The organism is Dactylosporangium sp. NPDC049742, assembly GCF_040674675.1.
Taxonomy (GTDB): domain Bacteria; phylum Actinomycetota; class Actinomycetes; order Mycobacteriales; family Micromonosporaceae; genus Dactylosporangium; species Dactylosporangium maewongense.
The window spans coordinates 35,125-53,690 of the sequence record NZ_JBFANF010000007.1 but is presented as its reverse complement, the minus strand read 5'-3'; the positions used below and the strand labels follow the sequence as shown (position 1 = coordinate 53,690).

General features: G+C 73.1%; 21 protein-coding genes. 15 read left to right on the top strand and 6 right to left on the bottom strand.

All coding sequences use genetic code 11. The annotated features are described in order from the left end of the window. Positions 1-11 precede the first annotated feature (11 nt). A complete protein-coding gene (locus AB0J72_RS11785; RefSeq protein ID WP_363397721.1) occupies positions 12-2,039 on the bottom strand; it encodes a heavy metal translocating P-type ATPase in 2,028 nt (675 codons plus the stop codon). A 139-nt stretch (positions 2,040-2,178) separates the two neighbouring features. On the opposite strand from AB0J72_RS11785, the gene AB0J72_RS11780 reads away from it, so the two are divergent. Both AB0J72_RS11780 and AB0J72_RS11775 read left to right on the top strand, forming a co-directional pair. Beyond that, positions 2,179-2,559 carry a hypothetical protein gene (locus AB0J72_RS11780; protein ID WP_363397719.1) on the top strand — a complete coding sequence of 127 codons (381 nt, stop codon included), beginning with the start codon at positions 2,179-2,181 and terminating at the stop codon, positions 2,557-2,559. 98 nt (positions 2,560-2,657) lie between these two features. Next, the gene (locus AB0J72_RS11775) at positions 2,658-3,284 is read left to right on the top strand and encodes a DUF305 domain-containing protein (protein WP_363397717.1); all 627 of its coding nucleotides are present in this window, start codon (positions 2,658-2,660) and stop codon (positions 3,282-3,284) included. 48 nt (positions 3,285-3,332) lie between these two features. Here AB0J72_RS11775 and AB0J72_RS11770 read toward each other — a convergent pair whose 3' ends face one another. Next, positions 3,333-3,920 carry a TetR/AcrR family transcriptional regulator gene (locus tag AB0J72_RS11770; protein WP_363397715.1) on the bottom strand — a complete coding sequence of 196 codons (588 nt, stop codon included), beginning with the start codon at positions 3,918-3,920 and terminating at the stop codon, positions 3,333-3,335. 80 nt (positions 3,921-4,000) lie between these two features. Between AB0J72_RS11770 and AB0J72_RS11765 the strand changes: the two genes are divergently transcribed. Both AB0J72_RS11765 and AB0J72_RS11760 read left to right on the top strand, forming a co-directional pair. After that, on the top strand, positions 4,001-4,186 hold the full coding sequence (locus AB0J72_RS11765; protein WP_363397713.1) for a hypothetical protein: 186 nt from the start codon (positions 4,001-4,003) through the stop codon (positions 4,184-4,186). 2 nt (positions 4,187-4,188) lie between these two features. Then, positions 4,189-4,689 (top strand): DUF2269 domain-containing protein, encoded by a 501-nt coding sequence (locus AB0J72_RS11760; RefSeq protein WP_363398070.1) that lies wholly within the window; start codon positions 4,189-4,191, stop codon positions 4,687-4,689. An 8-nt stretch (positions 4,690-4,697) separates the two neighbouring features. Here AB0J72_RS11760 and AB0J72_RS11755 read toward each other — a convergent pair whose 3' ends face one another. Together AB0J72_RS11755 and AB0J72_RS11750 are read right to left on the bottom strand one after the other, a co-directional pair. Continuing rightward, positions 4,698-4,988, bottom strand: coding sequence for a metal-sensitive transcriptional regulator (locus tag AB0J72_RS11755; RefSeq protein WP_363397711.1), 291 nt, complete (start codon positions 4,986-4,988; stop codon positions 4,698-4,700). Between the two features lie 132 nt (positions 4,989-5,120). Then, positions 5,121-5,582 (bottom strand): hypothetical protein, encoded by a 462-nt coding sequence (locus AB0J72_RS11750; RefSeq protein ID WP_363397709.1) that lies wholly within the window; start codon positions 5,580-5,582, stop codon positions 5,121-5,123. 132 nt (positions 5,583-5,714) lie between these two features. Between AB0J72_RS11750 and AB0J72_RS11745 the strand changes: the two genes are divergently transcribed. From AB0J72_RS11745 to AB0J72_RS11730, 4 genes are all read left to right on the top strand, one after another. Then, a complete protein-coding gene (locus AB0J72_RS11745; RefSeq protein WP_363397707.1) occupies positions 5,715-7,124 on the top strand; it encodes an MFS transporter in 1,410 nt (469 codons plus the stop codon). A 121-nt stretch (positions 7,125-7,245) separates the two neighbouring features. Beyond that, entirely contained in the window at positions 7,246-8,214 is a 969-nt protein-coding gene (locus tag AB0J72_RS11740) for a hypothetical protein (RefSeq protein ID WP_363397705.1), read from the top strand. Positions 8,215-8,223: 9 nt separating this feature from the next. Then, the gene (locus AB0J72_RS11735) at positions 8,224-10,464 is read left to right on the top strand and encodes a heavy metal translocating P-type ATPase (RefSeq protein ID WP_363397703.1); all 2,241 of its coding nucleotides are present in this window, start codon (positions 8,224-8,226) and stop codon (positions 10,462-10,464) included. Positions 10,465-10,511: 47 nt separating this feature from the next. Further along, a complete protein-coding gene (locus AB0J72_RS11730) occupies positions 10,512-11,576 on the top strand; it encodes a Dyp-type peroxidase (RefSeq protein WP_363397701.1) in 1,065 nt (354 codons plus the stop codon). Here AB0J72_RS11730 and AB0J72_RS11725 read toward each other — a convergent pair. Beyond that, a complete protein-coding gene (locus AB0J72_RS11725) occupies positions 11,573-12,208 on the bottom strand; it encodes a hypothetical protein (RefSeq protein ID WP_363397699.1) in 636 nt (211 codons plus the stop codon). The two genes, AB0J72_RS11730 and AB0J72_RS11725, sit on opposite strands and share 4 nt — an antisense overlap. A 246-nt stretch (positions 12,209-12,454) precedes the next feature. On the opposite strand from AB0J72_RS11725, the gene AB0J72_RS11720 reads away from it, so the two are divergent. The 5 genes from AB0J72_RS11720 (at position 12,455) to AB0J72_RS11700 (ending at position 16,473) form a co-directional block, all read left to right on the top strand. Continuing rightward, positions 12,455-12,826 carry a BlaI/MecI/CopY family transcriptional regulator gene (locus AB0J72_RS11720; protein WP_363397697.1) on the top strand — a complete coding sequence of 124 codons (372 nt, stop codon included), beginning with the start codon at positions 12,455-12,457 and terminating at the stop codon, positions 12,824-12,826. Then, complete coding sequence (locus tag AB0J72_RS11715; RefSeq protein WP_363397695.1) at positions 12,823-13,767, top strand: M56 family metallopeptidase; 945 nt, start codon at positions 12,823-12,825, stop codon at positions 13,765-13,767. The genes AB0J72_RS11720 and AB0J72_RS11715 overlap by 4 nt, the downstream gene beginning before the upstream one ends. Positions 13,768-13,895: 128 nt before the next feature. Continuing rightward, a complete protein-coding gene (locus AB0J72_RS11710; protein WP_363397693.1) occupies positions 13,896-14,246 on the top strand; it encodes a hypothetical protein in 351 nt (116 codons plus the stop codon). A gap of 227 nt (positions 14,247-14,473) precedes the next feature. Beyond that, complete coding sequence (locus AB0J72_RS11705; RefSeq protein WP_363397691.1) at positions 14,474-14,980, top strand: carbonic anhydrase; 507 nt, start codon at positions 14,474-14,476, stop codon at positions 14,978-14,980. Further along, on the top strand, positions 14,977-16,473 hold the full coding sequence (locus tag AB0J72_RS11700) for a SulP family inorganic anion transporter (protein WP_363397689.1): 1,497 nt from the start codon (positions 14,977-14,979) through the stop codon (positions 16,471-16,473). Before AB0J72_RS11705 ends, AB0J72_RS11700 begins: the two co-directional genes overlap by 4 nt. Before the next feature lie 114 nt (positions 16,474-16,587). Here the strand turns inward: AB0J72_RS11700 and AB0J72_RS11695 are convergent, their stop codons facing one another. Further along, on the bottom strand, positions 16,588-16,974 hold the full coding sequence (locus AB0J72_RS11695; protein ID WP_363397687.1) for a hypothetical protein: 387 nt from the start codon (positions 16,972-16,974) through the stop codon (positions 16,588-16,590). A 147-nt stretch (positions 16,975-17,121) separates the two neighbouring features. Here AB0J72_RS11695 and AB0J72_RS11690 point away from each other — a divergent pair, with 147 nt between their 5' ends. Both AB0J72_RS11690 and AB0J72_RS11685 read left to right on the top strand, forming a co-directional pair. Then, positions 17,122-17,631: a hypothetical protein gene (locus AB0J72_RS11690; RefSeq protein ID WP_363397685.1), complete on the top strand. Its 510-nt coding sequence runs from the start codon at positions 17,122-17,124 to the stop codon at positions 17,629-17,631. Between the two features lie 77 nt (positions 17,632-17,708). Continuing rightward, positions 17,709-18,512: a cytochrome c biogenesis protein CcdA gene (locus tag AB0J72_RS11685; protein ID WP_363397683.1), complete on the top strand. Its 804-nt coding sequence runs from the start codon at positions 17,709-17,711 to the stop codon at positions 18,510-18,512. Positions 18,513-18,566: the final 54 nt, after the last annotated feature.

Genomic DNA, 18,566 nt, shown 5'->3' with positions numbered 1-18,566 from the left:
ATCCCGCCCGTTCACCGGCTCGGGGTGAGCTGGACCCCGCGCAGGAGCTGCGCGTTGAGTGCGACGACGATCGTCGACGCGGACATCAGCACGGCCCCGACGGCCGGGCTGAGGGTGATCCCGGCCCAGGCGAGGACGCCGGCGGCGAGCGGGATCGCGACGATGTTGTATCCGGCGGCCCAGGCCAGGTTCTGGACCATCTTGCGGTAGCTGGCCGTGGACAGCCGGATGACGCCGGTGACGCCACGCGGGTCGGACGAGGCAAGCACGACGCCGGCCGACTCGATGGCGACGTCGGTGCCGGCGCCGATGGCGATGCCGACATCGGCGCGGGCCAGGGCCGGGGCGTCGTTGACGCCGTCGCCGACCATCGCCACCCGCAGCCCGCGCCGCTGCAGGTCGGCGACGGTGCGGTCCTTGTCGGCCGGGAGGACCTCGGCGTACACCTCGTCGACGCCCGGCCTCAGCCCGAGGTCGGCGGCGACGGCGTCGGCGACCTGCCGGGCGTCCCCGGTGATCATGACGATCTTGCCGACGCCCAGCTGCCGTAGCTGTCTGATCGCCTCCTTCGCCTCGGGGCGGACCTCATCCTCGAGGGCGAGCGCGCCCACAGCGTGCGCGGCGTCGTCGTCGAGGCGGACGAGGTGCAGCACGGCCGCGCCGCGTGCGGCCCACTCGGCGGCCGCGGCGGCGACGTCGTCGGGCGGCGTGATGTGCAGCTCCCGCAGCAGGGCCGGGCCGCCGACGGCATAGCGGACCCCGCCGACGGTGGCCTGCACGCCGCGCCCGGTCAGTGACTGGAACCCGTCGGCGCGCAGCTGCGTGGCGTCGTCGCGGTGTGCGGCGGCGACGATCGCGCGGGCCAGGGGGTGTTCGCTGTCGGCCTCCACGGCGGCGGCGGTGCGCAGCACCTGCTGATCGGTGTGCCCGGCGGCCGCGGTGACGCCGGTGACGGTGTGCGCGCCCTTGGTCAGGGTGCCGGTCTTGTCGAACAGGACCGCGTCGACGGTGCGCATCCGCTCCAGCGCGAGGCGGTCCTTGACCAGGATCCCGGCGCGGGCGGCCACCGCGGTGGACAGCGCGATCACCAGCGGGATGGCCAGGCCGAGCGCGTGCGGGCAGGCGATGACCAGCACCGTGACGGTCCGCACCACCGACCCGTCCAGGTCGCCGACCGCCCACCAGGCGGCGAAGGTGACCAGCCCGGCGCCGGCGGCGACGTAGAACAGCCAGGCGGCGAACCGGTCGGCGAGGACCTGTGCCCGGCCGCGGGACCGCTGGGCCTGTCCGACGAGGCGCTGGATGCCGGCGAGGGCGGTGTCGTCGCCGACCGCGTCGACCTCGACCCGCAGTGCGGAGTCGGTGGCGACGGTGCCGGCCACGACCCGGTCGCCGACCGTGCGTGGGACCGGCCGGGACTCGCCGGTCACCATCGACTCGTCGAGCTCGGCGCGGCCGTCGATGATGCGGCCGTCGGCGGGCACCCGGCCGCCGGAGCGGACCAGCACCGTGTCCCCGACGCGTAGGTCGCTGACCCGCACGGGCCGCGGTCGGCCGTCGGTGTCGAGCACCTCGGCGTCGTCGGGCAGCAGCGCGGCGAGGGCCGCGAGGGCGCCGCTGGCCTGGCCGATCGCCTTCATCTCCTGCCAGTGCCCGAGCAGCATGATGGTGACCAGCGCGGCCAGCTCCCACCAGAACTCCAGGTCGAACCAGCCGAGGCTGGTCGCGAGGGAGGCGGTGTAGGCGACGGTGATCGCCATCGAGATGAGCAGCATCATGCCCGGGGCGCGGTCGCGGACCTCGGCGACCGCGCCGGCGAGGAACGGCCGGCCGCCGTAGAGGAACACCACCGTGCCGAGCACCGGCCCGACGAGAGCCATGCCGGGGAAGTCGAGCCGGTAGCCGAGCCAGCCCATCACCATGTGGCTGGTCGCGACGATCGGGATGGTCAGCGCGAGGCTGAGCCAGAACTTGCGCCGGAACATCTCAGGGTCGTGCCCCGCATGCTTGTCGTGCCCGGCGCCGTGCGGCTGTGTCATCGCCGGCTCCTTACGTCCCGCTCGACGCACCCCCATGGGGTATGCGCGGCAGGCGAGAGTGGCCTGGGTCCGCGGTCTACGATGTCGCATAGGAGGTGATCGGGGAGTGGTGCGAAGCCGCCGCATTCAGTCTGCCGGTGTGCGGTCGCACGCCTGGCTGCTGGCCGCGGTGCTGCTCGTGCTGGGTGTCGCGTGGATGCACACCCTGGCCGCCGCCCCGCTCCCGCCGGCCGTGCACGCGGGCGTGGCGACGGTCGTCCTGGCGATGCCGCAGTGCGCTCCGGACGGGCACCACGACTCCTGTCCCGGCGATCCGCACGGAGGCGGTCACGCCGAGGCGATGTGCCAGTCGGCCATGCCGCCCGCCATCGGCGCCCCGGCCCCCACCTTCACCGTGTCACAAGCGGTGCCGCCCGCCACCGTGGTCCGGACGCTGGCCGTCACCGTCGCGGCCGAGGCGGCCGGCGGCAGCGGTTGCGGACCGCCGGCGCGCAGCGTGCTGTCGATCTGGCGTACGTAGGCCGACTCAGGAGTCGTTGATGCCGCCGGCACCCTGCCCGCGGCGACGTCCTGACGCGTCCGCGTCACCGTTTCGAATCCTCAGGAGCTGGACTCACCATGCGCACGATCAACCTTCGCCGGGCCGCAATCGCCACCGGCGCGCTCAGCCTCGCCCTGCTCGCCGGCGGTTGCGGCAACGGCGGGATGGACCACGGCACCATGGGCACCGGCGCCCCCACGTCCGTCGCGGCGCCGAAGTCGGGTGCCACGTTCAACGCCACCGACGTCAAGTTCGCCACCGACATGATCCCGCACCACCGCCAGGCCCTGGACATGGCGAAGATCGCCCAGTCGAAGGCCACCACGCCGGAGGTGAAGGCCCTGGCCGACAGGATCGCCAAGGCGCAGGAGCCGGAGATCGCCACCATGTCCGGATGGCTGACCGCCTGGGGTGAGCCGGTCCCCAGCCCCGGCGGCATGAGCCACGGCGACATGGGCGACATGGGGCACATGCCCGGCATGATGACCGACCAGGAGATGCAGGACATGTCCAAGGCCGCAGGCAAGGACTTCGACACCATGTTCCTGCAGATGATGATCAAGCACCATCAGGGTGCGGTGGAGATGGCCAAGACCGAACAGGCCCAGGGTCAGGACCCGGCGGCCAAGCAGCTCGCCGGGAAGATCGCCGCGGACCAGACCGCGGAGATCACCGAGATGCAGGGCATGCTGGCCAAGCTGTAGCCGCTCGGCGGGTGCGGCGCCGGCATGCGGCGGTGCCGCACCCGTGGTTCAGTCTTCTGCCGCGGCGGTCTGCTCGGGGCGCAGCGCGGCGATCGTGACCCTGACGAGCCGCTCGACCGCCGCCTCGGACGGCAGGGCCGCCGCGGCGCCGAGCGCGTGCCGGCAGAACTGGGCCAGTTCGGCGGCGTCCACGTCGGTGCGGGCGGCGCCGGTGCGGGCGCTGTCGATGATCAGGTCGCGGATCAGCGCGTGCAGGTGCTGCTCCGCCTCGGCCAGGTGCGGGCCGCGGTGCAGCCCGGCGGCGAGGTCGGTCCCGTGATGGCGGTGGCCGATCAGCGCATACGTGCGCAACACCGCGGCCAGCTTCTCGAGCGGCTCCCCGCCCGCGTCACGGACGGCGGCGAGCTGCTGGACGTGCCCGGTGACCTGCCGTTCGTGCCAGGCGAGCAGCACCGACTGCACGTCGGGGAAGTACTTGTACAGCGTGGCCCTGCCGATCCCCGCGGCGGCGGCGAGCTGCGACATCGTCACCCCGGTCAGCCCGTGCTCGTGCACGAGCGCCGCCGCGGCGTCCAGGACCGCGTCGCGGACGGCATGGCGGTGCTCGGTGATCGTGTCGTTCCACAGCTTCGGCACGCCCCCACTGTACGTCGCGCCACTCACGTGACACTATGTGGCTGTCGTAGACAGCATGTATTGAAAAACCTGGGGGAGTCATGCCGGACGAAGATGGCGCGGCGCGGATGCCGCGGTGGGTGAAGATCGTCGGCGCCGTTGGGATCCTGCTGGTGGTGCTGCTGGTCGTAGCGCTGCTCAGCGGGCACGGGCCGGGGCGGCACATGGGCGGGCACGCCGCATCGGCTGCGGTGGCCCGGCACGGCGGCGCCGGGTGGCTTCGGTGAGGATGGCGCCGTCGCTCCGCAGGGCGATGCTCACCGTGCACGTCACCGCGTCGGTGGGTTGGCTCGGCGCGGTCGCGGCGTCCCTCGCCCTGGCTGTCGCCGCGCTGACCTCGCGCGACGTGCAGGTGGTCCGCGCCGCGTACCTGGCAATGGACGTGCTGGGCCGCACGGTGCTCGTGCCGATCAGCGTGGCGTCCTTGCTGACCGGGCTGGTGCAGTCCCTCGGCACCGTGTGGGGTCTCGTGCGGCATTACTGGGTGCTGTTCAAGCTCGCGATCAACGTGGTCGCCACGGGCGTGCTGCTGCTCTACACCCAGACCCTCGGGCTGCTCGCCGACCGTGCCGGCGACCCCGCGGTGTCCCTGGCGCAGCTGCGCAGCCCGTCACCGCTCGTCCACGCCGGAGCCGGTCTGCTGCTGCTGATCGCCGCGACGGTGCTGTCGGTGTACAAGCCGCGCGGCATCACCATCTTCGGCCTGCGCCGCGCCGCAGCGGCTTCATAGCGGGGCCTTCAGCCGCGGCGCAGCAGGCGGCCGACGGCGGCCATCATCTCGGTCGCCATCTCCTCGCCCTTACCCTGCTCGGCGCCGTGCTGCATGCAGTGCCGGGCATGGTCGTCGAGCAGGCCGAGCGCGACCTTGTCGAGGGCGGCCTGGATGGCCCCGATCTGGGTGAGCACGTCGATGCAGTAGCGGTCCTCGTCGACCATCTTCTCGATCCCGCGCACCTGCCCCTCGATGCGTTTGAGGCGGCCCTGCAGCTGATCCTTGGTCGCGGTGTAGCCACGCGTCGGTGTCGTCATGCCACCCAGTGTAAGAACCCCCCGGGGGTATCGTCCAGGCCGCGGCGGCGCTGACCTGCGGCGCAACAACCGTCCAACGCCGCCTCGGCACCGTTCGAGGCATGAACACCTCCGTGTCCGCCGATCAGGCGGTCACCGCAGGGACCGCGGCGGTGACGTCGAGGATCGCCTGGCGGTGGCGTTCGCGTCGTTCTCGTCTGCGACGAGCGAGCCGTCGGTGGAGCCGGGGACGATGCGGTGGGTGCTGTCGGTGGACAGCGTCGCGAGATGGTTCTGCGCGGCCGACTCGGCGGCGTCGTGTCCGGTAGCGGCGGTCAGGACGGTCAGCGGCCTCTCGCCGAGGTCGGTGAGGGCTGCGTCCTGCCGCGCCGAGGCGCCGCCCTGCCCGTACTCGTCGATGACGCTGCGGATGGTGGCGGCGTTGGCGGACCTGGTGCGGACCTCGTCCCGAGCTTCGGCCGGCAGTCCTCGGCAAAGCGCCAGCCGAACAGGCGGCCGACACCCGGGCGGGCCGAGGCTGGGATCAGTGCGGTGATGCGGCTCGTGACGAACATCCAGATCGCCAGCGCCAGCGCCGTGGGCGGCTACATCCAAGGGACCGTACCCCCCAGAGGTATGCGAGGGAAGGTGTGCCGCTGTGGCGAAGTCGGGGTTGACGGGTATACCCCCTGGGGGTAAAGATGGCTCCACACGGATACCCCCTGGGGGTACAAAGGAGTGGTGGAGATGGCAAGCGTGTCGCGGCGGTGGTGGGCCCTTGGGCTCATCGCCCTGGCTCAGTTCATGGTCATCATGGATACCTCGATCATCGGTGTCGCCCTGCCCCGCATGCGGGACGACCTCGGATTCACCCCGGGCAACCTGTCCTGGGTCTTCAATGCGTACGTCGTCGCGTTCGGCGGACTGTTGCTGCTCGGTGGCCGGCTGTCGGATCTGTTGGGCGCCCGGCGGGTGTTCGCCGCAGGCTGGGCGGTCCTGCTGGCCGGATCGCTCGCCGCCGGGCTCGCCGACGGCGTCGCGGTCGAGTTGGCAGCCCGCGCCGTGCAGGGTGCCGGCGCCGCGCTCATCGCCCCGTCGGCGCTGACGTTGCTGATGATGCTCTTCGGCGCCGAGCCGAAGGAGCTCACCAAGGCCCTGGCGCTGTACGGGGCGGCCGCGCCGGCCGGTGGAACGGCCGGGGTGTTCCTCGGCGGGGTCATCACCGAGTACGTCAGCTGGCCCTGGGTGTTCTACATCAACGTCCCGATCGCCGTGCTCGTCCTCGCCGCCATCCCGGCGGTGATGCCGGCCGGTGGCGCCCGCCGCGGCTCGCTCGACCTGCTCGGCGCGCTCACCGTCACCGTGGGCCTGGCCGCCGCGGTGTACGCGATCGTCCGTGCCCCCGAGGTCGGCTGGTCGTCCGTGCAGACGTGGCTCGTGCTCGGCGCCGCGGCGCTCGCGCTCGGCGCGTTCGTGGCGATCCAGGCGGCCCGCCGCGAGCCGTTGATGCGGCTGTCCATCTTCCGGGCGCCGAACCTCGCCGCGGCCAACGTCGCGCAGCTGCTGCTCGGTGCGGCATGGATCCCGATGTGGTTCTACCTCAACCTGTACCTGCAGCAGGTCCTCGGCTACAGCGCCTTCCCCAGCGGCGCCGCGCTGCTGCCGATGACCGCCCTCATCATGCTCGGCATGATCTTCCTCGCCCCGCGGGCGATCGGCCGGTTCGGTCCCCGGGCGATGGTCGTCGCCGGCCTGACCGTGCTCGCCGCGGGCCTCGGCTGGCTGGCGTTCGTCCGCCCGACCGGCAGCTTCGTCGCCGACGTGCTGCCCGCCTCGCTCGTCGCGGCGCTGGGCATGTCCCTCGCGTTCATCCCGTCGCTGGGCACCGCGATCGGTGCGGCCAGGCCCGAGGAGGGCGGGCTGGCGGCCGGCATCGTCAACACCAGCTACCAGGTCGGCTCCGCGCTCGGCCTGGCCGCGATGACCGCCGTCGCCGCCGCGTCGGGTGCCGACCGGCTCGGCGACCTGCCCGCGCTCACCGACGGCTACTCCGCCGCGTTCACCGGCGCCGCGGTGATCGCCCTGGCCGGCGCCGTGATCGCCGCGATCGCACTGCGCCCGGCGCCCGCGGCCGCGACCGAGCCCGTCCGGGTCTGATCTGTCACATCCGCACCGGGACAAGACCGTCTTGTTGATACCCCTAGGGGGTAGGGGTAGAGTGGAATCATCGAGCGATGAGGAGCACCGCAATGAACACGAACGAGGTGGCGAGGTAGTCATGCGCACACCGCTCAAGCTCGGCGCCTACGCGCTCGGCCTGGCGGCCGTGTTCGCCGCCGCGGTAGGGATCGGCCACGTCGCCGGTCCCGCCGCGGCCCCGGCCGCCCACACCGGCACCGACCACGCCGCCGCCGACGCCGGCCACCAGCCGACCGGCGGCCACGACCAGCACCAGACCGGGACCGCGGCGGCACTGCCCGCCGGGCTGCAGGTCACCCAGGACGGCTACCGCATCGAACCGCTCAGCACCACGCTGAGCACGACCGGGCCAGCCCCATTCAGGTTCCGGATCACCGGCCCCGGCGGCGAACCCGTCACCGCGTACACCAGAAGCCACGACAAGGACCTGCACCTCATCGTCGTGCGCCGCGACCTGGCCGGGTTCCAGCACGTGCACCCGCAGCGCGACGCCGACGGCACCTGGAGCGTCCCCCTCACCGCCGGCGCTCCCGGCCAGTACCGGGTCTTCGCCGACTTCCAGCCCGCCGGGCATCCGCGCGGCCTCACCCTGGGCGTCGACGTCCCCGCCCCCGGCGACTACCAGCCCCGGGCCCTCCCGGCGCCAGGGCGCACTACGACCGTCGACGGCTACACCGTCACCGTCGACGGCGACCTGGTCCCCGGCACCTCGTCGAAGCTGACCCTCACCGTCACCCGCGACGGCGTCGCCGTCACCGACCTGCAGCCCTACCTCGGCGCGTACGGCCACCTCGTCGCGCTGCGCGACGGCGACCTCGCCTACCTGCACGTCCACCCCGACGGCACGCCGGGCGACGGCCGCACCGCCGCCGGTCCGCGGATCACGTTCTACGCCGAGGTGCCGTCGGACGGGACCTACCGGCTGTTCCTGGACTTCCAGCACGGCGGCAGCGTCCGTACCGCGGAATTCACCGCCATCGCCGGCGCCACGGCACCATCGAATCCGGCCCCGTCAGAGCACGGCGAGCCCGGTCACACGCACAGCTGAGGACATGTCATGGCACTCACCCGGCCGCTGATCGCGGCACCACAGCGCTTCGAACTGGCCATCGGCGGCATGACCTGCGCCTCCTGCGCCGCGCGGATCGAGAAGAAGCTCAACCGCATGGACGGCGTGACCGCCACCGTCAACTACGCCACCGAGAAGGCCGACGTCACCGTCACCGGCGACGTCACCGCCGCCGACCTCATCACCACCGTCGAGCAGACCGGCTACACCGCGGCCCTGCCCACGCCACCACAGGCAACCGCCGAGCCCGTCGACGAGCTGCGACCGCTGCGGACCCGGCTGTGGGTTTCGCTGGTACTGACGGTGCCGGTGATCCTGCTCGCCATGGTCCCGGCGTGGCAGTTCGACTTCTGGCAGTGGGCGTCGCTGACCCTCGCCGCGCCGGTCGTCGTGTACGGCGGCCTGCCGTTCCACAAGGCCGCCTGGACCAACCTGCGTCACGGCGCCGCCACCATGGACACGCTCGTGTCGCTGGGCACCCTGGCGGCGTTCGGGTGGTCGCTGTGGGCGCTGTTCCTCGGCACCGCCGGCACCCCCGGCATGACGCACCCGTTCGAGCTCACCATCGAACGTACCGACGGCGCCGGCAACATCTACCTCGAGGCCGCCGCCGGCGTCACGCTGTTCATCCTCGCCGGCCGCTACTTCGAGGCCCGGGCCAAACGCCGGGCGGGCGCCGCCCTGCGCGCCCTGCTCGAGCTCGGCGCCAAGGACGTCGCCGTCCTGCGCGACGGCACCGAGCACCGCATCCCGGTCGATCAGCTGGCGGTGGGGGACCGGTTCGTCGTCCGGCCCGGGGAGAAGATCGCCACCGACGGCGTCGTCGACGAGGGCACCTCCGCCGTCGACGAGGCCATGCTCACCGGCGAGTCCGTCCCGGTCGAGGTCGGGCCCGGCAGCGCCGTCACCGGCGCCACCGTCAACGCCGGCGGGCGCCTCGTCGTGCGGGCCACCCGCGTCGGCGCCGACACCCAGCTCGCCCAGATGGCCAAGCTGGTCGAACAGGCCCAGACCGGCAAGGCCGCCGTCCAGCGCCTCGCCGACCGCATCTCCGGCGTGTTCGTCCCGATCGTCATCGCGCTCGCCGTCGGCACCCTCGGCTACTGGATCGGCACCGGCTCCGGCCTCACCGCCGCGTTCACCGCGGCCGTCGCCGTGCTCATCATCGCCTGCCCCTGCGCCCTCGGCCTCGCCACGCCGACCGCGCTGCTCGTCGGCACCGGCCGCGGCGCCCAGCTCGGCATCCTCATCAAGGGCCCCGAGGCCCTCGAATCCACCAAGCGGATCGACACCGTCGTGCTGGACAAGACCGGCACCGTGACCACCGGCCGGATGGCGCTCGTCGACGCGGCCGCGGTCGACGACGAGGTGCTCCGCCTCGCCGGTGCCCTCGAGGCCGCCTCCGAACACCCGATCGCCCGCGCGATCGCCGCCGCGGCCACCGAACGGTTCGGCGCCCTCCCCGCGGTGTCCGGATTCGCCAACGCCGAAGGGCTGGGCGTGCGGGGCACCGTCGACGGGCGGCTGGTCGTCGCCGGACGGGCCCGGCTGCTGCTCGACGACGGACTGACCATCCCCGACGAGCTGCGCGCCGCCCAGGCCGCCGCCGAGCACGCCGGGCAGACCGCGATCCTCGCCGGCTGGGACGGACAGGCCCGGGGCGTGCTGACCGTCGCCGACACGGTCAAGCCGACCAGCCGCCAGGCGATCACCGAACTGCGCCGGCTCGGCCTCACGCCGATCCTGCTGACCGGCGACAACGCCACCGTCGCCCGCACCATCGCCGATCAGGTCGGCATCACCGAGGTCGTCGCCGACGTGCTGCCCGCCGGCAAGGTCGACGCCGTCGCCCGCCTGCAGGCCGGCGGGAAGGTCGTGGCGATGGTCGGCGACGGGGTCAACGACGCGGCCGCGCTCGCCCAGGCCGACCTCGGCCTCGCCATGGGCACCGGCACGGACGTCGCCATCGAGGCCTCCGACCTCACCCTCGTCCGCGGCGACCTCCTCGCCGCCGTCGACGCGATCCGGCTGTCCCGGCGGACCCTGCGGACCATCAAGAGCAACCTGTTCTGGGCGTTCGCCTACAACGTCGCCGCCCTGCCCCTCGCCGCCGCCGGCCTGCTCAACCCGATGCTCGCCGGCGCCGCCATGGCCCTGTCGTCGGTGTTCGTCGTGTCCAACAGCCTGCGGCTGCGCGGCTTCCGGTCCCGGCACGCCAACACCACGTGATGCGGGCACGCTCGCCTGATGTATGGCGCTCGATGTAGGTTCTGGCGATGGCACCGGCGGTGGAAGGACAGGGGATCCCGCGCCGCTCGGTGCTGGCCGGCGCCGGGATCCTGGGCGGATCGCTGCTCGGGGCGGCGGGGTGCAGCGACCCGCCGCCACCGTCGTTCCACGGCGTCCACCAGTCCGGCATCACCACGCCGGTCCTGCCGTTCCTGCAGATGTCCGGCTTCGACGTGGTGGCGAGGGACCGCGACGGCCTGATCGACCTGCTGCGGGCGTGGACCGGGGTCGCCGAGGAGCTGACCCGCGCGGCGGGTGCCGCGCTCACCGTCACGTTCGGCTTCGGACCGGCCCTGTTCACGGAGGGCCGGTTCGGCCTCGCCGACCGCCGCCCGGCGCCCTTGGCCGAGCTGCCGGCGTTCCCCGGCGAGTCCCTGGAGCCGGCCGCCGGCGGCGGCGACCTCTGCGTCCAGGTCTGCGCCCAGCATCCGACGACGGCACACGACGCGGTCCGTGCGCTCGTGAGCGCCGGTCGGGGCAACGCCGCGCTCCGCTGGCGGCAGGTCGGGTTCCGCGACGCGGGCGACGCGGCGGACCCCGTCGGGTTGTTCGGGTTCCGCGACGGCACCGCCAACCTCGACCTGGCCAAGGAGCAGGAACAGGCCGAGCACCTCTGGGTGAGCGACGGACCCGCGTGGCTGCACGGCGGCACCTACCTCGTCGTGCGCCGGATCCGGCTGCTGCTGGACACCTGGGACCGCACCGACGTCGCGACCCAGGAGACGGTCATCGGCCGCCGCCGCGACAGCAACGACCGCCTGGACCTTCCCGCGTCGCACGCCCGGCTGGCGTCGCCCGAGGCGAACGGCGGCGCCAAACTGCTGCGGCGGTCCTACTCGTACGACGCCGGCGCCGACCCGAACGGGCTGATCGACGCCGGGCTCATCTTCATCTGCTACCAGCGCGACCCGCAGCGGCAGTTCGTCGCCATCCAGCGGCGGCTCGCCGCGAACGACCCGCTCAAGGGCTTCAGCCAGCACCTGGCCGGCGGCGTGTTCGCGTGCCCGCCGGGGGTCGAGCGGGGGTCGTGGATCGGCGCCGCGCTCTTCTAGGGCTTCGCCCTGGGCAGTGAGATCCGGGTGACCGCGATGGCCTTGGCCTTGGCGTCGGCCGGTGGGTTGCGGCCGCTGAACTTGGTGATGACGTGCGTCTTGCCGCTCATCACCTGCAGCTCGAACTTGTCCGGCGTCCAGTACGCCTCGTCGCCGATCCCGGTGACGGGCTCGACGACGGCTGGGTTGCTGCGCCCACGTTCGAAGTCGTCACGGCCGCTGGTCTGGGAGTCGTCGAGCAGGTACAGGTACTCCGTGACGGTGGGCGTGCCGCCGGGGGCGAGGGGTCCGAGTTTGGCTGTCAGGCCGAAGGCGCACACCGGCGGCCAGCTCTCCACCTTCCGCGGCGGGTCGACCGGGATCGCCAGGACCTGGGCGGCCTCCTGCTGCGTGAGGGTCCGGCACGGGTCGTCCACCTGACTGACGTCCCACGAGCCGTGCAGGGCCGTCGGGCTGCCGGACGGGTGCACCGGCAACCCTGCCGACGGCGGCGCGAGGACCGGACCGGCGACGGCGGGGGATCGGTGCTCAGTCGGCGGTTGTTCGGCGGTACAGCCGGTGCAGGCCACGACAAGCGCCGTCGCCGCCAGCACCCGGCAGGAAAACGATTGCCTGGCGGACGTCCTCCACATGCAGCGGAGTCTACGACCATCGATAGTATTTTAACAGGTCGCGAAAAAAGTCCCGACGCCGATTCCTGTCGATGATCGACTGCCGTGGTGCATGCGGTCTCGCCGATGCCCGGACGGAAGCTACTATCGAATGTAGTAGCTTGCGGCGTACGGTCGTGGCTCCGATGACCGATCGCCACCGTTCGGGCGGCGCGGTGGTGGGCGCGGCCACGCTAGGCTAGCCGTCAGTCGGGCGGAGGGTGCGTCGTGCAAGGGTTCGGAGAGCTGGAGACGGCACTCATGGAGGTGCTGTGGAAGCGGGACGCGCCGACCACCGTCCGTGAGGCGATGGACGACCTGCGGTGGCACCGGAAGCTCGCCTACACCACCGTCATGACCGTGATCGACACGCTGTACCGCAAAGGCTGGCTGACCCGCGAGCCGGACGGCCGCGCGTACCGGTACCTGCCGGCGCTGACCCGCGACCAGCTCGTCGCGCGGACCATGCACGAGGTGCTCGTCGACAGCGGCGACCGCGGCGAGGCGCTGATGCACTTCGTCGGCCGGATGACCATGGACGACGCCGCCGCGCTCCGCGAGGCGCTCAACAGCTACGAGCGGCGGATCTCGGGCCGATGAGTCCACTGCTGCTCATCGCGTTCACGCTCGTCCTCGCGCTCGTGGCCGCGCCGCGGCTGGCCGGGGCGTCGTGGGTGGTGCGGGCGCCGCGGCTGGCCCTGACCGCCTGGCTCGTCGGGTCGTGCGCCGTCGTGGCATCGAGCCTGCTCACCGGGCTCAACCTGCTGCTGTACTGGGACCGCACCCATGACCTGGTGAGCGGGGCCTGGCACTTCTGCCTCGACTCGCTGCTCGGCCGGCACGACGCGCCGGCCCAGGTCGCCGCGGTCGTCGGTCTCGTGACCGTGGCGGTGCTGTGCTACCGGATGGGGCTCGGCGTCGTCCGGATGGTCGCCGTCCAGCGGGCGCGGCGCGCCGATCTGCGGATGCTCGTCCGGCTCGCCGGCATCCCCTCGCCGGTGCCCGGCGCGACGGTGGTGCGGCACGACCAGCCCGCCGCCTACCTGATGCCGGGGCGGGCGACCGACATCGTGATCACCTCCGGCGCCGTGGACCAGCTCCGGGCGCCGGAGCTGCACGCCGTGCTCGCGCATGAGCGCGCCCATGTCAGCGGACGGCACTACCACCTCACCCACTGGGTCCGGTTCCTGGAGCAGGCGTTTCCCGGGGTCGCCGCCTTCACGCTGGCGAGGCGGCAGGTCGAGCGGCTGGTCGAGCTGTGCGCCGACGACACCGCCGCCCGCAGTGCCGCGCGGATCGACCTCGCCCGGGCGCTCGTCACCATGGCGCGACCGGTCGGCGCGGGCGACGGGCTGCTGGCCGTCAGCGGCGGCGACAGCATGGAGCGACTGCACCGCCTGCTCGCGCCGCCGCGGCCGCTCGCCGCGGCGGCCAGGGCGTGCGTCGCCGCGGGAGTGGCCGCGGTCGCGGTCGCGCCCCTGGCTATGGCGATGTTCGACCGCTGCTGCGGGTCCTGGGTGCCCGCCGCGTTGTCGTTGTAACCGGGGACCTTGGCGTTGACCGTTTCGCCCTTTTTCAGCTATTTCACAGCTGGCATCCCGTAACCGGCGCGAGCCGGCCGTGTTGATCCACCCGACTGATCCCGCCGGCGGAGCCGACGAGAGGGTGGATGGTGCAGCGCAAGGTCGTGTCGGCCGTGGCAATGGTCGTGTGCGCGCTGTTGCTGCACCTCGGCGCGGTGCACCATCCGGTCGGCGCCGTCTCCGGCGTACCCGCGGCGGCCGGCAACCAGCAGTTGCCGGTCGTGGAGCGTCCCGCCGACTGCACGGGGATCGACCGCGACCAGGTCGCGAGGCCCATGCGGAGCCAGCCCCTGGCGGAGCGCCGGGCCGGCGGTGTCATCGGTGACGTCATCCAGAGCCGCTGCGTGGCCGCCGTGCAGGCCGCGCCGCCGGCAGCCGCCGGCCGCCGGTACATCGCGGGCCGGATACAGGCCCTCCTGCAGATCCTGCGGTGCTGAGCGACCCATCTCTGCCCGCCGCACGAGACCACGCGTCCTCCGACCCGTTCTGAGCGACGCGCGCCGGCATGTGCGGCGGCACGGGGCGCAGCCACGTCACTCACGCCGCTACCGAACCTGGACGATCATGCAGACCTTCATCGACCACGCACGTGCCTTCCCCGAGACCGTCAAAGGCCAGTCGCACCGCTTCGCCCGGCTGGCCGGCGAGCAGCCGGCCGCAGGCCATGTTCATCAGCTGCTCCGACTCCCGTGTCGCGCCGGCGCTGTTCACCGGGGCCGGCCCGGGCGACATCTTCGAACTGCGAGCCGTCGGCAACATCGTTCCGCGGTACCGGCCGCAGGTCGCCTGCGCCGCCGCCAGCGCGATCGAGTTCGCCGTCACCGGACTGGGCGTGGCCGACATCGTCGTCTGCGGCCACACCTATTGCGGTGCCGTGCGCGCGCTGGCCGACGCCGCGCGGACCGCGACGATGCCGATGGTCCGGCGCTGGCTCTGCCACACCGCGGACCTCGCGACGGCGGCCGCGGACCTGGCCGCGGACCTGGCCGCGGACCTTGCCGGGGCGGCGCAGCGGCACGTGCTCACCCAGCTCGACCACCTCCAGAGCCACCCGTGCGTCGCGCGGCGACTGGCCACCGGCCGCCTCAGGCTGCACGCCTGGGTGTACGCGGTCGACACCGGTCAGGTGCTCGCCGCCCGGCCCGGCTCCGACGCGTTCCAGCCGCTGTGACCACGCCCGTGCGCCGGGCGATGCGGGTCGCCCGCACCGACCTGCCGGCCTCGATCGTGGTGTTCCTCGTCGCGCTGCCCCTGTGCGCCGGAGTCGCCGTGGCGTCCGGCGTGCCGGCGGAGCTCGGACTGGTGACAGGCGTCGTCGGGGGACTGGTCGCCGGGGCGTTGCCCGGCAGCAGCCTGCAGGTCAGCGGACCCGCGGCCGGCCTCACCGCGCTCGTCGCCGAGGCCGTCGACGCGTACGGTGTCGCCGCCCTCGGGCCGATCGTGCTGGTCGCCGGGCTGCTGCAGATCGGGCTGGGCGCGTTGCGGGTCGGCCGCTGGTTCCAGGCCATCTCCGTCGCGGTCGTGCAGGGCATGCTGACCGGCATCGGACTGCTGCTCATCGCCGCGCAGCTCTACGTCCTCGCCGGCGCCACGGCACCGTCGAGCGGCATCGACAAGCTGGCCGGGCTGGTCCGGCTGGCCGCGCGGGCCGCCACCTCGAGCACGGCGCTGACCGCCGTCGCGGTCGGACTGGGCACCATCGTGATCGCCGTGCGGTGGGCGCAGCTGCCCGGCCCGGCGCGCCTGGTGCCCGGCATGCTGGTCGCGGTGACGGCCGCGTCCGCCGCGACGGCGGTGCTGGACCTGCCGCTGGCGACCGTGGACGTCGGTGGGCTGCTCAGCGTGCTGCAGCCGTCGATCGGGCAGCTCCGGCAGCTGGCGGACGTGGGTGTGCTCGGCACGGCCGTCGCGTTCGCGCTCGTCGCCTCGGCGGAGAGCCTGTTCAGTGCGTCCGCCGTCGACCGGATGCACCACGGGTCGCGGACCGCGTTCGACAAGGAACTCGTCGCGCAGGGCATCGGCAACAGCGTCTGCGGTGTGCTCGGCTCGCTGCCCATGACGGCGGTGATCGTGCGCAGCGCGGCGAACGTCCAGGCCGGCGCGCGGACCAAGGCGTCCCGGGTGCTGCACGGGGTCTGGCTGCTGGTGTTCGTCGCGGCGCTGCCGGCCGTGCTCGGGCTCATTCCGCTGCCGGCGCTGGCGGGCGTGCTGATCCACGCCGGGTTCAAGCTGCTGCCGGTCAAGGTCCTGCCGCAGCTGTGGCGTGAGCACCGCGGCGAGGCGCTGGTGCTGGCCGGGACCGCCGGTGCCATCCTGCTCATCGACATGTTCCAGGGTGTCCTGATCGGGCTCGGGCTCGCGGTCGCGAAGTCGGCCTGGGCGACGTCGCACGTCCGCGTGCACGTCACCGACCCCGGCCGGGGCCCGATCCACGTCAGGCTGGTCGGCAACGCCACGTTCCTGCGGTTGCCCGTCATCCTCACCGCGCTGTCGGCCCTGCCGGCGCACCGGGCCGTGCAACTGGACCTGCGCGGCCTGCGGCACGTCGACCACGCCTGCCAGACCGCCCTGAGCAGCTGGGCCGACCGGCACAACAGCACCGCGCCGACGCCGGTCCTGCTGCTCGCCGGCGGACACGACCCACCGTCGGCATCCGGGCGGTAGCCGCCGCTTCTCGGGCCTCGTACGCGCAAGGGCGTGTCCTCCGCCTGATGGCGGCTGACACGCCCCGCTGGCATCTGCGCGTGCGGACCGCTCGACCTCGTCGGGTCGCCGAGGTCAGTGTCCGGCGATGGAGGGGCCGTGCCCGCCGTCGGAGATCTGGGTGCCCTCGGCGAAGGCGGACTGGAACTGGGCGCGCAGTGCGTCGATGCTCGCGTACTCGGAGGACGACGACTGCTCGCTGCCCTCGGCGGCGAAGACGCTGTTGGTCTCGGCCTCGTCGTGGCTGTAGCTGGTGTAGTCGGTGGACTCGTAGCGGGAGCCGTCGGCGCCGACGTACTCGACGTGCTTGCCGGTCTCGAAGTCGGTGGACTCGGCCGACGCGCTGTCCTGGCTGTAGACGCCGAAGTCCGACTGGTAGTCCTGCTCGCTGCCGGCCTCGGTGTGCAGCTGCTCGACGTCGCCGGACTCGTAGCCGGTCTCGAATTCGCCGTACTCGCTCATCGCGGTGTTCCTTCCAATTGGCTGTGTCGTTGTCGTCCGTGTTGCTGAGAAGGACAGTACTAGGCAGGCTAGTAGTAACGAATCCCCGAATCGTGCCACCGCCCTGGCCGGATCGGGCGGCGGTGACGGACCGCGTACCGTGGCGGCATGCAACTGCGCGGGGTCGAGCTGGCGGACGGGACGACGGCGACGCTGTGGTTCACCGGCGGCGGTGTGCACGTGGTCGCCCGCGCCGCCCGCCGGCAGGCGCTGCTGCGCTGGGCGGGCGGGTCCGCGTTCGGCGCCCTGGCCCTCGCGATGACCGGCATGGGCGTCGGCGCCGCCGTCAATGCCCGCGCCGGCGAGGTGCTCTTCGCGGCCGCGGGCGCCCTCGCGGTGTTCGCCGTGGCCACGGCCGTCGCGGGCTGGGTCCTGTCCGCGCGGGCCGGACGGGCGATCCGTGACGGTGTGACGGCACCGGACCTGCCGCTGGAGGGCATCCAGTGGGCGCGCAGCACCGAGGAGGGGGAGCGGGTGCGGGTGTCCGTCGGCATGGTCGACGGCGACGTGCACGAGTTCACGGCGGCGGGCATGACCGGCGCGGACCTGGTCCGCCAGTTCGCCGGGCTGCTGGGTGCCGACGGCGGCCCGTCCGACGGCTCCCCGTCGCCGGAGTGAGCCCGGAATCACCCTCCTACTACGGCGGATAGGAGTCGTTGGTACCGTGGTGGCTCGCGTCTGATCGAGGAGCGCCGGTGGGGGACTTCTTCGCAGGGGTCGCCGCCGGCGGCCCCCTGCTGGCGGGAATGGCCGTGGCGCTGCTGGCGGGCCTGGTGAGCTTCCTGTCGCCGTGCGTGCTGCCGCTCGTGCCCGGCTACCTGTCCTACGTCACCGGCCTCGCCGCCACCACGCTGCCGGGACCGCGACCCGTGGCGTCCGGGAACGCGGCGTCCGGGAACATGACAGGACGCGCGGCGGCCGGGCGTGGACGCATGCTCGCCGGTGCGTGCCTGTTCGTCGCGGGGTTCACCGTCGTGTTCCTGCTGACCGGGGTGACGTTCGCGCAGGCCGGTCGCCTGCTGTGGCAGCACGCCCGGACGGTCGAGGTCGTCGCGGGGGCGCTGACCGTCGTGCTGGGACTGGCGTTCGTCGGTCTGCTGCCCCGGGTGCCGAGCGAGCGCCGGCTCCGGCTGCTTCCCCGCGCCGGGCTGGCCGGTGCCCCCGTCCTCGGGGCGACGTTCGGGCTCGGCTGGGTGCCGTGCGTGAGCCCGACCCTCGGCGCGGTGCTGTCGCTGGCCGCGGTGGACGCGACGGTCGGCCGGGGGCTGCTGCTCGCCGCGGCGTACTGCGCCGGGCTCGGTCTGCCGTTCCTCGCCGTCGCGGTCGGCATGCGGCGCGGGCTGGCCTTCATCACCGCGACCCGCCCCTACCGCCGCGCCATCAACGTGGCGGGCGGCGTGATGCTGATGGCGGTCGGTCTCGCGCTGCTGACCGGCGCGTGGACCGAGTTCATCATCTGGCTGCGGGTGACCGTCGGGCCCGGAGTCATCGGCATCTGAGAGTCCGGCGCGGCGGGAGCCGCTGCCACGCGGCGCGAGCCCCTGAGCGAGGCG